A 16,645-nucleotide genomic window follows, 5' to 3' on the forward strand; every position below is an offset into this window, starting at 1 on the left:
ACAGACAATCCGGCAACGACGCTTGCATCACGAAAAACAAGCCGCATAATCAATCACACAAACGAGCCAGAGCCTCCAATGCTCAAGCCGCTATGATGTCCAACTTTATATGACGACGGACATGCGCGGGCATGTCCCTATAGGTTCGGTTGATCGCTGGATCCTGGAAACAGGCTTTGATCACCGCCGCTTTGAAATTGTCCGGCACCACTTGTGCAGGCACGCACCTCATCAGTCTTAGGGCAAACAACATCGACCGTGTGCCCGGCATAATCGACGAACAATCGCTTGCCGGCTGGATATCGCTACCGCATCAACGGCGACAGTATACCCGCCCACCGGGTATAGAGCTCACAGTACCGGCTGCATCCGTAGCCATCAGGATAGACGCCGCGATACTCTTCCCACAGTAGCGCAAGCGTCACGCCCTTGCGCCGCACTTCCGCATGAACATAAGCCCAATCGGGTTGCGGGATCGTCCACGCCGACGCGTCAGGCTGGTGCCGGAAAAGCCGCTGCTTTAGCAACAGCCCCACTGAAAACCGGCGTGTGTTGGTCGAAGAAATATCGCTGTAAGGCGCGGGGTGTTGTCGAGCGACCACGTACACATGTTCGTGTCTGTGTCGCCGAAGTTTGCCGTCTCCGATCTGGTGCGCAGGATGAAGGACCGTTCGTCACACAAGGTGCAACGGAAATCTCCCGCGCTGCGCAGGCGCTATTGGGGGCGCCAGTTCTGGGGCGAGGGAAATTTCTCAATCACCAACGGTGCCATCACAGAGGACATCGTACTTCAGTACTTGGAAAATCACATCGCCGATCCTACCAGCGCAAGCCGGTAGTCGTTCAGTTTTCCCTTTTGTCAGTATCGGCCTTGAGCCAGACCATCCGATCCAAAAACCACAGCTTCGCACCCATTGAGCCAATCAAACCAGCAAGCGTCAATGCAAAGTCCAGTTGCCAAAGTCCGATGCCCAAGACAACAACTGACACCCCAGCGGCAAGATTGAGCAGCCGAGCCACCCTTGCGTGGTGCTGTGGAATCGGGTCAGTTGCCTTCGCCAGCCAAATGCGCTCGCCCAATACGCCCCGAGTCATCCAGGCATCCTGCGAACTGGGCGGACCGAACAAGCGCGGGTTCAACCAAGTCCAAATGGCGCGGATCATTTGGGCCGTTCTGACAAAGGAAGAAGATTATCGAGATCCGGTGAAGACTGCGGCTGCCTGAGAATTGAGGGGCGGCGCAACCTGTAGCCGGAAACTGGGGGTGAGAAGGCGATGACCTGAATGGGCAAAATGATCGAACTGAACCTGTACCGGGATTGCCGCTCCTTTGACCACGTATCGTGTTACAAAGGAGAATGGACATGGGCATCCTCACTGGATAGCCCCTCTGCAACGGCCCGCCAGAATCGACATAGATTCTCACGTTGCCAGACTGGCGGCCTTCCTGGAGATTTTAATTTGTCCCGCGTGGAACGCTCGGACTTTCGTCTGCCTGTTTTTGTCATCTACACCTCCATCAAAGGGGTGTTGCGACGACCGGTTGAATCCGCCCAGTATTGCTCGCATGACTATCAGAAGCTTCTGCGTCAGCACGGCTTCAAGGTCTCCATGAGCGGCAAGGGAAACTGTTATGACAACGCAGTCGTCGAGACGTTCTTCAAGACGATCAAGGCGGAGTTGTTGTGGCAGCAATCCTGGGAGACCCGACGCGCTGCCGAAATGGCGATCTTCCAGTACATCAACGGCTTCTACGATCCTCGCCGTAGACACTCAGCATTGGGCTGGAAAAGCCCGCGGGCCTTCGAAGCAAAGGCCGCTTAAACAAGAAACCGGAGCGGCATAAAACCGATACAGGTCCAGATCTATAGTGGAATGGGCGAATGCCTGCGAGACATTCAGCTGGTGAGTGCGGTTGGGCAGTGTGCTTTAAGCCGTGAGTCGGATACGCTATTAATAGGCGATCGGCAAACATTGGTTCCGCCAATTCAGGGCATCAGCGGTGTCTCCAACGAGGTTAGGGCGTGAAAGGGCTTGGCGGATCCTTTGTTCGTGCGAGTTAAAAAAAGAACATGCTGGTTGGCTTTGACGACGGGCCAGCCTCGGCGACGGATCACAGAAGGACCGAAACTCTGCGCGAAATTCTCAGACAATCTGCGCTTGGGCAGTATCAATCACGCCTGGACAAGAGACTTGTGGTCATTCAAGCTCCAGCAGGCAGCGGCAAATCGACAATACTCGGGCAGATTCAGGGCCTGCTCACGGATAAAGAACTGCCTCACATGATTGTCGTCATTGGCGACGACAATGGAGATGACGCCTTCCTTCTGCGCTTTTTTAAGGCGATCCATTCTTTCGCCGGAAACTCAGCTCTTTCCATTGGTACATTCGGTATGGACAGCAACCGATTGACCGAACAGATCGTGAGAGCCGCGCAAGAGCTGACATCGCCGCTCTATGTTTTGATCGACGATTTCCATCTCATCAAATCCCAGGTGACGATTAGACTTCTGACCCGATTGGTTTATCTGAATGACACTGTGCCTCTGCGACTGGTCATCGCGTCCCGAAACGATTGCGGCATTCCGGTGTCCAACCTTCGGCTGGAAGGCCAGATGCTGGAATTGGGCCCAAATGAACTGCGATTTTCCAAAGCAGAGGCGGACCGTTTGCGCGAGGCATGGCAGGTCGACATAGACACTGACCAATGGCAGAAATTCCACCATAAAGTTGATGGATGGCCAGTTGCAATCCGGCTTGCCCTGGTGCTGCTCAAGGAAAACCGAATGAATGTGGAGGGGTTGCTGAATTTTTCCGGAACTCAAAGGGAAATGGCGGATTACTTGTCGGAAATGCTCCTTGGAGGTCTATCGCAAGGCGATCAGAAATTACTGTTCAAAGCGGCCGCGTTCGACAGCCTGCAACCCGATCTGTTGCACGCCGTTCTTGGAGACGATCAGGCGGGCCGGTTGATGAAATTGGTGGAACAACTTGCACTGCCGCAAAACGCTGGTGGCGAACAGGTTGGCGTTCGGTTGCACTCGATCGTTCTGGACTACCTTACCGAAAGGGCCATACGCGCCGATATCGACCTGTATGAGCCGCAAAAGCGGGCGACTGAATTCCTTGCCAGCCAGGGGAAGTGGCGCCGGTCCATCAATTATGCGCTGAAGGCCGGAGATTTACGTCTTGCGGCAGAGGTCTCCGAACAGGCAGGCGGTTGGCGGCTGATCTATCGCGGCGAGCAGGGAACAGCCCAACAGTTTCACGAACTGGCTGGCCTGGACCGACTAGAGTTGGCGCGTTTTCCGCGAACGGCGCTTGGGCTGGCGATAGCTTCTGCCAAGCGAGGCGAAATCGAATATGCGGTGGATTTGCTCCGGTTTTCCAAACGGGCCGCTGCAGGCGACGACCTTTCCGCACAAGGCGAATTCCGGCTGATTGAGGCTCTCTTGTCGCTCTACCGGGATGATCTGATCCCCGAAGATGTGGTCGCGCAGCTTGAGAACAGCCTGATGCAGGTGCCAAATATCGATTTGGTGCAGGTCGCGTTGACACAGAATTTGCTGTGCTTTGCCTCGTTGCAAAATGGAGTGTTCGATGCAGCCATCGGGTTCGGTCGGCAGGCTGCGGCGAGTTTTAGGTCGGCAAATTCCAATTTCGGCGCCGCGCATTTGCCACTTCATATCGGACAGTCTGAGTTCTTTCTGGGGCGCTTTGCGGCGGCGCAGACAACGCTCGCGAGACATTTGAGTTATTGTGAAGCAACTCTTGGGCCACTTGCCGATCTGACTTTGATGACCAAGGCGCTCATGGTCGAGACAGAAGTGGAAAACTCCTGTGACGTGAGCCATGGTCCATTTATCGAGATGGCCCTGACGCGGCTGGGTGAAAGCGATACCTGGTTTGATCCGCTGGCGGCACTGGTCCTGTCCGGGGCGCGACTGGCGTTTGTCGAACGCAATATCGCCCGTGCAGAAACTGTGTTTTCTATCGCTGAGGACATCGCGCAAGCCCGTGGATATCATCGGCTTTTTGATCTTGTGGCCCTGTTGCGTATCGAGGGTCTGTCTATTTCGGGGCAGTTGGATGAGGCCCGGTTCCTGATCGACGAACTGCGCGGCTCCCGCAAGGGCAGTGCTGCTAATTCTCTTGATAGAGCCGTGACCATCCGGGGCGTGCCCTTTGAGGCTCTTGAGGCGGACCTGGATTTGCGCAGCGGTGACCTGACTGGTACGGGCGCACATCTTGAGGCGCTGAAGGACCGCCAGTCTGGTGCGATCAATACGCCCCGTAAAATCCGTATGGAGATCCTGAATACGCTTCTTCTGCAAGAAACAGGCGAGCAGGCCCTGGCCGAAAGACGGCTGGAGCGCCTTGTGCTGACAAACCCGGTCGATTGCTACCGAATGCCGTTTCGCCAGATTGGCCAGCGCATCGCCCCGCTCGTATCAAGCGTACTGGGCCGGGCCGACCGCGATTCGCTTGTCCATCGCCGCCTCTCGCGGGTCGGTGAAGTGATGTTTGAAAGCGCCCTGTCAGGCGATGAAACCACCGGTGAGGTCATCCATCTGACCAAGAGTGAGACAAAAGTTTTGAGGTTTCTTGAGCAGGGCAAATCCAACAAGGAAATCGGGCGCGAACTGGATGTCAGCGACAATACGGTGAAATATCATGTCGCAAATATCTTTAAGAAATTGAGGGTTAGCACCCGCACCGCCGCGGCTATGCGCGCACGGGTTGTTCGGCTTTCAGAAGGCTGATCAGCGGCCCGACATGGTGTTTCCCCCATCCCACCCGAATGGGTGGGCTACACCACGACTTTGTTTTTCTACTCTTAAGGAAAAGGTGGGGAAACTTGTACGAAATGCCAAAGACCGATCAACTTGACCCTGTAACGCTGGAGATTATCCAAGGCAAACTGCTTTCGATTGTCGATGAGATGGGCGTCGTGATGCAGCGGACCAGCATGTCGCCGGTCATCTACGAGGTGTTGGATTTCGCCTGCGGCATTTGTGACGCCAAGCTGGAACTGATTGCCCAGACTAATGGGATCACGCTTTTCACCGGTACGTTCTCGACCCAGCTTAGGTCAGTGGTCGAGATCTATCGTGATGATATGCAGCCCGGTGACATGTTTGTGACCAACGATCCCTATCACGGTGGTACCCATGCCTGCGACTTTGCCATCATCCGCCCGATTTTTTCCGGCGATGACCTTGTCGCCTACGCGCTGAATGTGGCCCATTGGGTGGATGTGGGCGGTGCAGTGCCCGGTAGCCTGCCGCCGAATGCGACTTCTACCTTTCAGGAAGGGCTGCGTCTGTCGCGCATTCGGCTTGCGCGGGGCGACGTCCTGAATGACGAGATTGTGCGTATTATCGGCGAAAACACCCGTTTGCCCGAGATTGCGATGGGCGATCTGAATGCCCAGATTGCGACGGTTCGCATTGCAGATCAGCGTTTCAAAGACGTGTTCGATCGCTACGGCGTACCAACTGTCACCGCCAGCTACGATGCAATTATTGAAGGGTCTGCCGAGCGCAGCCGTGCTGTAATCAGAGACCTTCCAGATGGAGTCTATACTGCAACCGACGTGATCGACGGCGATGGGGTGTCAGATACACCTATCAAAGTCGGCGTTAAGATCACCGTTAAAGGTGAAACGGTCGAGGCCGATTTCACTGGTTGCCCGCCGGCGCTGGCGGGTCCGATCAATTGTGGCGCCGGTGCGCTTCAGTCCGCGGTCAAATCGGTCTTCAAGGCCATGGTTGCCCCGCGCGAACCCTCGAACGAGGGCTGGTTTCGGCCCCTGACGGTCACAGCGCCCTCGGGCACGGTGTTTACCGCAGAGAAACCCTCGCCAACCGGCTGGTACTACGAAGGGTCCGTGCAGGCATCTGAACTGGTCTGGCAGGCCATGGCGCCATTGATGACCGACCGGGTTTCCGCCGGATCCTATTCATCGCTTTGCGTGATCTATCTGAGCGGGCGCACGCCGGATGGTGAAGAATTCATTCATATCGAACCAACCCACGGCGGTTGGGGCGCGTGCCAGGATCAGGATGGCGCGAACGCCGTCATATCCCTGACGGATGGCGATACCTATAACTACTCGGTCGAGTTACTTGAGGCCAAATTCCCGTTCCGGGTACGCCGGTACGATTTCAATGTCGAAGGTGGAACTGGTGCGGGTCGTTATCGTGGTGGCTATGGCGTGGTGCGCGAATACGAAGTGCAAACCGACGATACCTTGCTGACCGGCAGCTTTGGCCGCAATGCGACCCCGCCTTGGGCCATCGATGGCGGCCATACAGGTAGCCTTAACCGGTTCGAGGTTGTCGAGGCTGCAACCGGGCGTGTCACCTCTTATGGACGTCTGAGCGACCGCCGCCTGAAATCGGGCGACATCGTGCGCATTTGCACGGGTGGTGGTGGAGGTTGGGGTGACCCGAAAGAACGCAGCCAAGCCGACATCAAACAGGATCTGCGCGCGGGCTTGATTTCGGCCGAGACTGCCAAAGACATCTACGGATACGAGGACGCACAAGCATGATCAGGCTGGCAACAGATGTGGGCGGCACCTTCACCGATCTTCTGGGCTATGATGAAAAGTCCGGTCGAATCTACAGCGCCAAAAGTCTGACCACGACCGATGATCAATCGCGTGGTGTGCTCGACACCATTGCCTTGGCTCAAAACGACGACGGGTTGCAAACGGATCGTGTCGGATTTTTCGTGCATGGCGGCACGACCGTGATCAACGCCATAACCGAAAGAAAAGGCGTCAAGACCGCGCTGGTGACCACCCGCGGGTTCCGTGACGTGCTGGAGATTGCACGAGGCAACCGTCCGGACCTGTACAATCTTCAGTTTCACAGCCCAAAACCCTATGTCGAGCGTGCCTTGCGCTTCGAAGTGTCCGAGCGGATCAACGCGCGGGGCGAGGTCGAAGAGGCAATCAGCCATGAGGATATTGCTGCTATTGCCGAAAAATTACGCACCGAACAAGTTGAAGCAGTCGCTATCCTGTTTCTGAACTCCTACGCTAACCCTGAACATGAGGCCGAATGCGGGCGTGCTCTGGGTGAAGTTCTGGATGGCGTCACCATCTGTTGCAGTCACGAGGTCTCAGGGCTTTGGCGCGAATACGAGCGGTCAAACACGGTTGCGCTGAACGCCTATGTCAAACCGATCATCGCGCGGTATTTCGCGAAACTGGAAACCAAACTTATCGACGTTGCGGTCAAATGCGCGCATTACGCCATGTTGTCCAATGGTGGCGTGGCCTCGTTCGCGCAGGCAGCCGAGTCTCCGCTGAACCTTGTTGAATCTGGCCCATCCGGTGGGATCGCCGGTGCCGCACGGGTCGGTGAGATCCTGAATGAGCCAAATATTTTGGCCTTCGATGTGGGCGGCACCACGGCCAAATGTTCGGTCATTGTCGATGGGAAGCCAAGGGTATTCTCGGACTACCGTATGGAATGGAGCCGCACCTCCCCCGGTTATCCGGTCCAGGTGCCCGTGGTGGACATCGTCGAGATCGGCGCAGGTGGCGGGTCCATCGCCCGGGTTGATGCGTTTGGCGCATTGACTGTGGGACCGGACAGCGCCGGATCCGATCCTGGGCCGGTTTGCTATGGCCGCGGCGGAACCGAACCAACGGTAACCGATGCCAAACTGCTGACCGGTGTGATTGATCCCGACAATTTTGCCACCGGTCAGTTCGACCTCGATCTGGAGAGCGCACGTGCCGCCATGGGCCGTCTGGGCGAGAAACTGGGCATGGATGCCGACCAGGCAGCTCTTGCGGTGGTGGAACTGGCTGAGGCCAACATGATCAACGCGCTTAAGCTGGTGACAATCCAGCGCGGCCATGACCCGCGCGATTTCACGCTGGTTGTGACCGGCGGTGGCGGACCGCTTTTTGCCGCCAGTCTTGGGCGCGAACTGAATGCCAAACGGGTTGTGATCCCGCCACATGCGGGCATCTTTTCGGCCTGGGGAATGCTTGCGGCCAGACCGCGCGCAGACATGCGCAAAACATGGTTTCGCGAGTTGAACGACGCAGTGATTTCGCCGCTTCAGACCGAAATTGAAGGCTTGCGTCGTGATGCGGTCGAGTATTTTGGCGTAGCCCGCGCCGAGGATTTGAATTGCTCGGTGTCCCTGCAGATGCGCTATCGCGGCCAAGAGCATTCGGTTTCAACCCATGTTGATGACGTCACCGATGCGCACGCCATCGCGAAAACCTTCCACGCCGCCCACAAGACCGCCTATTCATTCGAGCTACCTGAGACGGCTGTCGAGATCACAGGCGTTCATGTCACTGCCGAAATGGAAAGCCCTGTGATATCGTTTCAGACAATCGCGTCCGAGGAACTTACAAAAGAAAAGGCAAAGAGGGGCGGTCGCGAGGTTCTCCAGAACAAGACCCTCGGCTGGACACCCTGCACCACATACGACCGCGAAGCCCTGCCATCCGACGAAATCCTTAAGGGTCCGGTTTTGGTAGAAGAACCGACAACCACAACGCTTGTCTTGAGCGGCCAGCAAGTCAGTCGTGATGCACACGGGCTGCTGATTATCAAGGAAACGAGAGCCAACTGATGGCTATTGCAATCAATATGAACAACCTTAGTCGCCGATTTGGGGATGTGAAGGCTGTCGACAACCTGAGCCTCGATATCCAAGCCGGTGAGTTCTTTACCCTACTGGGCTCGTCCGGATCGGGAAAGAGCACACTTTTGAAAATGCTTGCGGGGTTTGACAGCCCGACAGACGGCACATTGGAATTCGATGGCCAGGACATGGCAACGATTCCTGCCAGCAAGCGTCCGTGCAACACGGTGTTTCAGGACCTAGCTCTGTTTCCCCATATGAGCGTGGGGCGAAATGTTGGATATGGTCTGAGAGTCAGGAAAACGTCCGCTGGTGAAATCAAGGACAAAGTTCGCAACGTCCTGCAACTGGTCGATCTGGAAGGCTATGAAGATCGTGACATCTCTGCCCTTTCGGGCGGGCAACGTCAGCGAGTTGCCTTGGCGCGGTCGCTTGTGATGGAACCGGGCATCTTGCTGCTGGACGAACCACTCACCGGACTGGATGAGAGACTTCGTCAGCAGATGCGCGACGAATTTGGCCGTCTGCACAAACGCACCAATGCCACATTTGTTCTGGTCACGCACAATCAGGATGAAGCCCTGAGCCTTTCGGATCGGATGGCCATCATGCATGACGGCCGTCTGGAACAAATTGGAGCGCCAGATGAGATACTTCATCAGCCCAACAACGAGTTCGTGGCGCGGTTTGTGGGACTTGAATCGATTATCACCCCTGAGAAACAAGAACGCATCGGCGCCGGTCTGCGCGCTACAATTGCTGGAAAAACATTCGTCCTGCCCGGTTTTATAGGCGAGGTCCTGCCTAGGAAACTGGCGATCCGCCCAGACAGAGTTGAACTTACAGAACCTGGCAAAGGGATCAATCTAACTCTGAAAGATCTGCATTTCAGAGGTCGTTACTATGAATGCCTGTTGGCGCTTGGTGACGGTAGTGAACTGACGGCAGAAATTGCATCTGAATCCATGCCCGAGGGTTTGGAACCAGGGAGCGCGGTGGCGGCAACCTTCACCGACGGGGCGCTTGTCCCGGTCATGGAATGACAACCAAACAGGGAGAAATCTGATGACAAAAAGAAACTCACATCTGTTCAGCAATATGAGCCGCCGGCACATGTTGAAAATGACGTCCGGGAGCGCAGCAGCGCTGTCAGCCTTGTCCATGCTTCCGGGCATGGCATATGCCGCGGGCGACGATATCGCCTTTTGGGGAACCGGGACGCTTGATATTGGTGACATGTGGGCGCGGGCATCCGAAGATGCCGACCTTAACGTGATTTTCACCGATAACGGCAATGATCCCGGCCCGATCGTGGCGCGGCTTGTGGCAGGTAACGCCAACGCTGTTTACGACGTCAGTGGCTTGCAGGGGGGTGCAGAAAAGGAACTGGCCGCACAAGGTGCTGTGGTGCCTTGGGACACCTCCAAGATTCCTAATTGGGACAAGGTCTGGCAATGGGCGAAGGACATTCCGTTCCTTACTCATGAAGGTCAACAGATCGGCCTTCCCTGCGTCGTCAATGCGGATTCGATCATTTTTCGCAAAGACAAACTCGGCATTGTCGACAGTTACGGGGTCATCTTCGATCCCAAGCTGAAAGGCCGCGTGGCGATGGAAGACGCTTGGATCAACTCGGCGATTTTCACCGCCATGTATCTCAAGGAATCCGAGAACGCACCCATTGTCGAGCCGGGCAACCTGACTGAAGATGAGCTGGGCCTGGTCATGGAGTTCCTGATCAAACACAAACGTGATGGGCAGTTCCGTACATTCTGGAATGGCTGGGAACAGGGCGTTCAACTGGTCGCCAACGAAGAAGTCGACGCGATGACAGGCTGGGAACCAATTGTTCTCGAAGGTCAGAAACGCGGGCTGGATGTGGCCTATGCCGCACCCGTCGAAGGCTACGAGGGCTGGGGCAACAACATGCTTCTGCATCGTGGTGCTGTCGAGCGCGGAATGAGCGACGCAGCTCACGCCTTTGCCAACTGGATCTATGGCGGCTACTACGGCGCACATCTGAGCCAGTCGCGTGGCTACGTTGTTCCCTGTGACAATAACACCACCTATGCCGAGGCCAATCCCGGAGACGTTGATCCAGCTGCCGTTGCCGGAACGGTGGATCATGTACGCAACAAGTTCTCGGGCAAGGTGTATTGGCAGAACACCCGCCCTGACAACTTCCAGTTCTATGAAGAATGGTGGCAGAAACTGCGTAACACCTGATATCGCCTTGGGTGCGCCGGCTGGCAGCTGGCGCACCCGCCCCTAAACGAAAGTCAAAGCGACATGTTTCAGACCAAACGAGGGCTGACGCTGGCCTCACCAGCGATGCTGATGATCCTGGCTCTTGGGATTGTCCCCCTGGCCGTTGTGCTGGTCTGGAGCTTCTGGGCCTGGGATCCGGCGACCTACTGGATCAAGCCCGAACTGTCGTTCGATGCCTACGCGGCCATTGGCGAGGCGGGACGCTGGAAAGTCCTGATCGCAACCTTTGTCAAATCGGCAGCTGCTGCGGTGTTTTGCGTACTCGTCGGATACCCCGCCGCACTGGCCATTCACTTTGTCGCCAGCCGTCGCTGGGCTTTCATTCTAATGGCGGCCTTCACCATCCCGTTCTTTACCTCTTACCTCATTCGCGCCTTTTCCTGGCGACTGGTGCTGGGGCGCAAGGGTTTGGTCAACAATACACTCATGGAACTCGGTCTGATCGCAGATCCGCTGGACTGGCTTTTGTTCAGCGATTTTGCGGTCATGGTCGGTTTGGTTGCATCCTATCTGCCTTTTGTCGTCTTTCCGATCCTTTTGTCCCTGAGCCGGGTCGAGCCCAATTACCTGGCTGCCAGCCAGGACCTTGGGGCCGGATTCTGGACTATGCTTGGCACGGTAATCCTGCCGCTCAGCAAGCCGGGGATTTTTGCCGGATTTCTGTTTGTCTTCGTGATGGCCGCCGGTTCGTCAACCGAAGTAAAAATGCTTGGAGGCGCAGGCGCCTCGATGATTTCGATCATGATCACCGACGTCATGCGCGTGGTGAACTTCCCTCTGGCGTTCGCCATCTCCGCGGTCACGCTGGTCGCTCTTTTCGCCGTCGTGCTGATCGGTGAGCGCATTTTCGGGCTCACCCGCCTGTTTGAGGATTTCAAATGATTGTTGGGTTTGAGAACCGCTCCGTTCGCCTCCTGATCTGGCTGCTGACTGCGGTTGCCATAATTGTGGTCTACCTGCCGCCAGTCTACCTGTTGGGGATTTCTTTCAATCCCGAACTTCAGCCGGGCTTGCCAGCCATTGGAGATATGAGTCTGAAATGGTATGCCGAACTGGCGAATGAGCGCGGATTGCTCGCAGCATTGCGAGAATCGCTTCTGATCGCCACGGCTGCAACGGTTGTTTCCGTTGTTGCGGCGCTGGCCGCATCCTTGGCCTATCTTGAACTTGGCCGCCTCAGAAACATCTGGTTTCTAGTCGTTCTGCTCCCGATGTTCGTTCCTGGCATTGTCCAGGGCCTGGCGCTTTCAGTCATCCTGAACCGTTGGCAGGTTGTGCCGTTCTGGGGCACCGTTGCCCTCGGACACTTGCTCTGGACCCTGCCTTTTGCCTTTATCGTGATTTTAACAAGCATGGTCACTATCAAGAAATCTTATCTGCTGGCAGCCGCTGATCTGGGCGCATCCTGGCGTCAGCGCGTAGTTCATATCGTCTTGCCCCTGATCGTCCCTGGACTGGTTGGCGGTGTAATATTCTCGTTCCTGCTGTCACTGAACGAGTTTGCCCGCTCAAGCTATCTGGTCGGTCGTCAAAACACGCTGCCACTCGTCATGTTCGGCAAAATGAATTCTGGGGCCACACCGACGATCTATGCATTGTCGGGTAGCATCTTCTTCGCCTCGATCCTTGCTGTAGGCGGCTTCATGTACCTTTCGGCGCGCCGAAGTCGGAAGAGCGCGGGTGGCTAGTTCGAATATCGACCTCGTTGCGCAGAACGGCGAATACCGGAGGTATGCCCAGGGTGCGATCATGGCACGGAAGTTGCCTTGACTGCTGCGCCCGCAACGTGATCCAAATAGAAAAGCAAATCATTCCTCGTACCTGGGTTGAGAGAGCTAAACATGAGCAAGTATTAATCCGACCACGAAAAATCCCATGCATTATCCGCCACAACTGTATTGAATCCTCTGCTTCGCTGCACCGTGGCTACGGATATTGTGCTTCGTGGTAAGACTATATCTGCGCGCGCGCAGCAAGAATTCGACACGTCTGCAATGGGCTTATTTTGTTGAAGAAGTCTCTGTTGCTTTGAAGCAAGTCGTTTGATTCACTCAGTATTGTAGGATTTGGGGGGGATTTAGCGATGATGGGGTCGAGTGCGGCTCAGTGCTAAATTGTACGTTCTCATGAGCGTTTTTGATTTTCACGACACGATGAGACTACCCCGCTGGTGCAGGATGGTCAAAGTTTGTTGCCTGTACAGGCGCTGGAGACGGTGAGCCGAACCGAGTGTTGTCATGCTCTCATCCGCGGATTGGATACCGCCTTACCAAATACGACGTGGGATTGCCTCTCTCTAAGACCGAGTGTTTTCTCCAACGCACTCCGAGGATTTCCCCATCAATGGCTCCCATCTCCTGCGTACTGCACAGGCAGTTTGGATGGGTCTCGGTTAGGGTTTCAGCGGCGTCTGCCTGGCGATATCCCAAACGAACCCGGCCAGTTCCCGAGCGATGGCAGACAAAACACGAGGTTGCGGTTTGCCTGTTCGACTGAGGTCACGATATCGTTTGCACAACCGGGTTTGTGCTTTCCAGCCGATGTCCTTGATATGCTGCGGCAAGTGAGCGGATCGTTTTAGATACGGATGCCCCCTCCTTGGGCGGGTGGCGATATGACCAACCTGCTTCCACAAGCATTGTCCGGGCCAAAGCATTGCCTGTCTTGGTCAATCGCCCTCTTCTGACCGTGTTGCCACTGGAATGCTCGCTTGGAACGAGGCCAAGCCAGGACATGAGCTGCCGGGGATTTTCGAACCGAGTGATGTCACCAATTTCGACCACAACGGTCGCTGCGACAGTTGTGTTGACCCCGCGCAGGGCACGCAATGAATCAACGATTGGCGCGAAATGCCAGTTCGGAATGGCATCATCTATTACCTTGTCCAGCGTTGCGACCCGATCCTCGGCTTGGGTGACCGCACGTTTGTATTCTTCAAAAGCCAGCTGCTGGTGCGGGAAACGGAAGCGGCGCATCTCTGCCAGCCAGCGGCGGTGGCGTTGCGTCCAGTATTTGCCGTTCTGATATCGCAACCCGTGGCGCAGCAGAAAACTCAGAAGCTGCTGTTTGGCTGTCTTCACCGCATCCATTGCCTGCTTGCGGGCGCGGATCAGATCGCGCATTGCCTCTTGTTCCGCGTCAGGTGTCCAGATCGGTGTCAGTTCCCCCGCACGCCAAAGTCGCGCCAGCATCTCGGCATCGCGCCGATCAGTTTTTATCCGATCACCAGCCTTGCGCGGGATCATTGAAGGCGAAAAACCGCGCATTCAAATCCGAGCTTGATGAGATGACGATGCAGACCGTAACCGCAAGGCCCGGCTTCATAGCAGAATGATGGTGTGTCTCCATTCTTCGTCAGTGTTTTGGTCAATCTCAGAACTGCATCTGCCGAGTTGAGAATAGCCCCGTGATAGCGGATCTCGCCACCACGACCGTTCTCAGCAACAGCCACCGCTATCGTATCTTTGTGGACGTCCAGTCCCACATACAGCGTTTTGTTCATTCGTGTTTCCTCCGTCAAACAATCCATGTTCGTCGAGAAAACCACGGGCGATGCACCCGCAACAAAAACGCTCATCTGGTCTAAGAAAATAAGCTTTTGAAAAATATAGATATATTCTGTGATGTGTCACAGTCGACGCGTGAATTTCGAGAACTTTAACAAATTGATATTAAACGGTAAAAATCCTTAGCGTGTTTTTCTGCACTGAGCCGCACTCGACCCCTCCCTCTGTCTCTGAGGTTATTGAATTGGACCAATGAATGGTCTATATTGTGAGAAAGGAGAGATTTATGCAGGTGTCTGTTTCCGAAGCCAAAGGCCAGTTGACCGATCTGATCCGCCGTGCAGAGGCGGGCGATGAGGTCATTCTCACGCGACATGGCAAAGCCATCGTTCGGTTGGCACCGGTGCAGACACGCCCAAATGCCAGAAACCGCCGAGCCTTGATCGACGAAATAAAAGCAAGAGCGGCAGACAAGGTGCAACCGGGTGTCTGCGCGGTCGACAGCCAGGATTTTCTATATGATGATGACGGCCTGCCCGAATGATCGCAGTCGATACGTCAGCATTGATGGCAATCCTGCTGGATGAGCGGGAGGCGGCAGCGTGCACCGAGGCTCTCACATCAAACGAACGGCTGTTGATTTCTGCCGCGACACTGGCCGAGGCGCAGATCGTGGCTGACCGCAGAGGTATCGGTGATGAGATGCGGGATCTGGTGACTGGTCTTGGTTTTGAGGTTGTCAGCCTGTCTGCAGCCGCTGCGCAGCGCGTGGCGACTGCCTATCAGACATGGGGCAAAGGTATTCACCCGGCGGGCCTGAACTTTGGAGATTGCTTCGCCTACGCGCTGGCGCAGGAATATGACTGCCCGTTGCTGTTTATCGGCAATGATTTTACCAAAACGGATTTGGTGGGCGTGTTGTGACTTCCACATTGTCTTTCCGCACAGGTGCAGGAATCCAGATATGTGATAAAGCCTCGCGTGACCGTGAGCCACAGTCTGGCGCGTTACAGGTTGTTGTCAATCCATCTCGACATCAGTCCCCGATCCCGAAAGCACTCCTGCGGCACCTGACGACGTTTGATCCGCGCAATCCGCTCGGCAAAGGCAACTTGTTTGGACGACGGATAGTTTGAAAACCGCCCCTGCACGGCGCGGCTCTTGTGTTTATCAATCCAGGCCGACAGCCGTGCCCGGTCCGCCATCACATCTGCTGGCAATACCATATTCTGTCTTTGCGCAATTTGACGGGCATATCGCAGCTGTTTTTCCGAGACCGGAAGGACATGATAGTCGTTGCTGCGGACAGGAACGGTTGCGCGGGTCGCATACTCGGGGTCGAGTGCGGCTCAGTGCAGAAAAACACGCTAAGGATTTTTACCGTTTAATATCAATGGGTTAAAATTCTCGAAATTCACGCGTCGACTGTGACACATCACAGAATATATCTATATTTTTCAAAAGCTTATTTTCTTAGACCGAATGAGTGTTTTTGCGGCGGGCGCTGTGCCTGTGATTTTCTCGGCGAACATAGGATTGTTCGACGGAGGAAACACAAATGAACAAAACGCTTTATGTTGGACTGGATGTCCACAAGGATACGATTGCAGTAGCTGTCGCTGAGGATGGACGTAGCGGGGAACTCAGGTTCCACGGTACCATCGTCAACTCGGCGGATGCAGTGCTGCGGGTAACAAAGGCTTTGACGAAGAACGGGCATATCCCATCCTTTTGTTATGAAGCCGGGCCATGTGGATACGGCCTCCACCGACATTTAACGAAGCTTGGGTTCGAGTGTGCTGTGATTGCCCCTTCAATGATCCCGCGCAAGACGGGGGACCGGGTCAAGACCGATCGGCGCGATGCCGAGATGCTGGCGCGACTTTGGCGTGCGGGGGAACTGACACCGATCTGGACACCTGACGCGGAACAAGAGGCAATGCGCGATCTGATCCGCGCCCGCAAGCAAGCGGTCGATGCGGTGAAGACAGCGAAACAGCAGCTTCTGAGTTTCCTTCTGCGCCATGGCTTGCGCTATGAGAATGGCCAATACTGGACACAGCGCCACCGCCGCTGGCTGGCAGAACTCCGTCGGTTTCGCTTTCCTCATCAGCAACTCGCTTTTGAGGAACTGAACGACTACCGGCTGGCGCCGGTAGGATCGGCGATGTGCTTTTCCAAGTACTGAAGTACGATGTCCTCTGTGATGGCACCGTTGGTGGTCGAGAAATACCCACGGCCCCAAAATC

General features: G+C 55.6%; 13 protein-coding genes and 5 pseudogenes. 12 read left to right on the top strand and 6 right to left on the bottom strand.

Going from position 1 to position 16,645, the window contains the following annotated elements:
* Positions 1–305: 305 nt before the first annotated feature.
* Positions 306–602 (bottom strand): hypothetical protein, encoded by a 297-nt coding sequence (locus tag V6N04_RS18340; RefSeq protein ID WP_371171637.1) that lies wholly within the window; start codon positions 600–602, stop codon positions 306–308.
* Here V6N04_RS18340 and tnpA point away from each other — a divergent pair.
* A pseudogene (tnpA, locus tag V6N04_RS18345) lies at positions 567–839 on the top strand (IS200/IS605 family transposase); the annotation flags it as partial. The gene V6N04_RS18340 and the pseudogene tnpA overlap by 36 nt on opposite strands.
* A 4-nt stretch (positions 840–843) precedes the next feature.
* On the opposite strand, the gene V6N04_RS18350 reads toward tnpA, so the two are convergent.
* On the bottom strand, positions 844–1,164 hold the full coding sequence (locus tag V6N04_RS18350) for a DUF6653 family protein (RefSeq protein ID WP_371171639.1): 321 nt from the start codon (positions 1,162–1,164) through the stop codon (positions 844–846).
* Between the two features lie 197 nt (positions 1,165–1,361).
* Positions 1,362–1,508: pseudogene (locus V6N04_RS19055) on the bottom strand (IS30 family transposase); the annotation flags it as partial.
* A 43-nt stretch (positions 1,509–1,551) separates the two neighbouring features.
* On the opposite strand from V6N04_RS19055, the pseudogene V6N04_RS18355 reads away from it, so the two are divergent.
* From V6N04_RS18355 to V6N04_RS18390, 8 genes and pseudogenes are all read left to right on the top strand, one after another.
* Positions 1,552–1,824, top strand: a pseudogene (locus V6N04_RS18355) (integrase core domain-containing protein); the annotation flags it as partial.
* 248 nt (positions 1,825–2,072) lie between these two features.
* Positions 2,073–4,763 carry a helix-turn-helix transcriptional regulator gene (locus V6N04_RS18360; protein WP_371171640.1) on the top strand — a complete coding sequence of 897 codons (2,691 nt, stop codon included), beginning with the start codon at positions 2,073–2,075 and terminating at the stop codon, positions 4,761–4,763.
* Positions 4,764–4,867: 104 nt separating this feature from the next.
* The gene (locus V6N04_RS18365) at positions 4,868–6,556 is read left to right on the top strand and encodes a hydantoinase B/oxoprolinase family protein (protein ID WP_371171650.1); all 1,689 of its coding nucleotides are present in this window, start codon (positions 4,868–4,870) and stop codon (positions 6,554–6,556) included.
* Complete coding sequence (locus V6N04_RS18370; protein WP_371171641.1) at positions 6,553–8,610, top strand: hydantoinase/oxoprolinase family protein; 2,058 nt, start codon at positions 6,553–6,555, stop codon at positions 8,608–8,610. Before V6N04_RS18365 ends, V6N04_RS18370 begins: the two co-directional genes overlap by 4 nt.
* Positions 8,610–9,665 carry an ABC transporter ATP-binding protein gene (locus V6N04_RS18375; RefSeq protein ID WP_371171642.1) on the top strand — a complete coding sequence of 352 codons (1,056 nt, stop codon included), beginning with the start codon at positions 8,610–8,612 and terminating at the stop codon, positions 9,663–9,665. The genes V6N04_RS18370 and V6N04_RS18375 overlap by 1 nt, the downstream gene beginning before the upstream one ends.
* Before the next feature lie 22 nt (positions 9,666–9,687).
* Positions 9,688–10,848: an ABC transporter substrate-binding protein gene (locus V6N04_RS18380; RefSeq protein WP_371171643.1), complete on the top strand. Its 1,161-nt coding sequence runs from the start codon at positions 9,688–9,690 to the stop codon at positions 10,846–10,848.
* A 63-nt stretch (positions 10,849–10,911) separates the two neighbouring features.
* Complete coding sequence (locus tag V6N04_RS18385) at positions 10,912–11,772, top strand: ABC transporter permease (RefSeq protein ID WP_371171644.1); 861 nt, start codon at positions 10,912–10,914, stop codon at positions 11,770–11,772.
* Positions 11,769–12,578 (top strand): ABC transporter permease, encoded by an 810-nt coding sequence (locus tag V6N04_RS18390; RefSeq protein WP_371171645.1) that lies wholly within the window; start codon positions 11,769–11,771, stop codon positions 12,576–12,578. Before V6N04_RS18385 ends, V6N04_RS18390 begins: the two co-directional genes overlap by 4 nt.
* A gap of 704 nt (positions 12,579–13,282) precedes the next feature.
* Here V6N04_RS18390 and V6N04_RS18395 read toward each other — a convergent pair.
* Positions 13,283–14,392 (bottom strand): annotated as a pseudogene (locus V6N04_RS18395) (IS110 family RNA-guided transposase).
* 290 nt (positions 14,393–14,682) lie between these two features.
* Between V6N04_RS18395 and V6N04_RS18400 the strand changes: the two are divergent.
* Together V6N04_RS18400 and V6N04_RS18405 are read left to right on the top strand one after the other, a co-directional pair.
* Positions 14,683–14,940, top strand: a complete 258-nt coding sequence (locus tag V6N04_RS18400; protein ID WP_371171646.1) for a type II toxin-antitoxin system Phd/YefM family antitoxin — start codon at positions 14,683–14,685, stop codon at positions 14,938–14,940.
* Positions 14,937–15,320 carry a type II toxin-antitoxin system VapC family toxin gene (locus V6N04_RS18405; RefSeq protein ID WP_371171647.1) on the top strand — a complete coding sequence of 128 codons (384 nt, stop codon included), beginning with the start codon at positions 14,937–14,939 and terminating at the stop codon, positions 15,318–15,320. Before V6N04_RS18400 ends, V6N04_RS18405 begins: the two co-directional genes overlap by 4 nt.
* Before the next feature lie 83 nt (positions 15,321–15,403).
* Here the strand turns inward: V6N04_RS18405 and V6N04_RS18410 are convergent, their stop codons facing one another.
* Positions 15,404–15,622 (bottom strand): hypothetical protein, encoded by a 219-nt coding sequence (locus V6N04_RS18410; RefSeq protein ID WP_371171648.1) that lies wholly within the window; start codon positions 15,620–15,622, stop codon positions 15,404–15,406.
* A gap of 332 nt (positions 15,623–15,954) precedes the next feature.
* Here V6N04_RS18410 and V6N04_RS18415 point away from each other — a divergent pair, with 332 nt between their 5' ends.
* A complete protein-coding gene (locus V6N04_RS18415) occupies positions 15,955–16,584 on the top strand; it encodes an IS110 family transposase (RefSeq protein WP_371171649.1) in 630 nt (209 codons plus the stop codon).
* Here the strand turns inward: V6N04_RS18415 and V6N04_RS19060 are convergent.
* Positions 16,536–16,645, bottom strand: a pseudogene (locus V6N04_RS19060) (IS200/IS605 family transposase); the annotation flags it as partial. The gene V6N04_RS18415 and the pseudogene V6N04_RS19060 overlap by 49 nt on opposite strands.

Source organism: Aliiroseovarius conchicola, assembly GCF_041403445.1.
Lineage (GTDB): Bacteria > Pseudomonadota > Alphaproteobacteria > Rhodobacterales > Rhodobacteraceae > Aliiroseovarius > Aliiroseovarius conchicola.

Excerpts from the sequence above, each read along its gene's own strand:
- V6N04_RS18380 (WP_371171643.1), top strand. The coding sequence starts at position 9,688 with ATGACAAAAAGAAACTCACATCTGTTCAGCAATATGAGCCGCCGGCAC.
- V6N04_RS18365 (WP_371171650.1), top strand. The coding sequence starts at position 4,868 with ATGCCAAAGACCGATCAACTTGACCCTGTAACGCTGGAGATTATCCAA.
- V6N04_RS18415 (WP_371171649.1), top strand. The coding sequence starts at position 15,955 with ATGAACAAAACGCTTTATGTTGGACTGGATGTCCACAAGGATACGATT.
- V6N04_RS18405 (WP_371171647.1), top strand. The coding sequence starts at position 14,937 with ATGATCGCAGTCGATACGTCAGCATTGATGGCAATCCTGCTGGATGAG.
- V6N04_RS18385 (WP_371171644.1), top strand. The coding sequence starts at position 10,912 with ATGTTTCAGACCAAACGAGGGCTGACGCTGGCCTCACCAGCGATGCTG.
- V6N04_RS18390 (WP_371171645.1), top strand. The coding sequence starts at position 11,769 with ATGATTGTTGGGTTTGAGAACCGCTCCGTTCGCCTCCTGATCTGGCTG.
- V6N04_RS18375 (WP_371171642.1), top strand. The coding sequence starts at position 8,610 with ATGGCTATTGCAATCAATATGAACAACCTTAGTCGCCGATTTGGGGAT.
- V6N04_RS18360 (WP_371171640.1), top strand. The coding sequence starts at position 2,073 with ATGCTGGTTGGCTTTGACGACGGGCCAGCCTCGGCGACGGATCACAGA.
- V6N04_RS18370 (WP_371171641.1), top strand. The coding sequence starts at position 6,553 with ATGATCAGGCTGGCAACAGATGTGGGCGGCACCTTCACCGATCTTCTG.
- V6N04_RS18400 (WP_371171646.1), top strand. The coding sequence starts at position 14,683 with ATGCAGGTGTCTGTTTCCGAAGCCAAAGGCCAGTTGACCGATCTGATC.
- V6N04_RS18410 (WP_371171648.1), bottom strand. The coding sequence starts at position 15,622 with ATGGTATTGCCAGCAGATGTGATGGCGGACCGGGCACGGCTGTCGGCC.
- V6N04_RS18350 (WP_371171639.1), bottom strand. The coding sequence starts at position 1,164 with ATGATCCGCGCCATTTGGACTTGGTTGAACCCGCGCTTGTTCGGTCCG.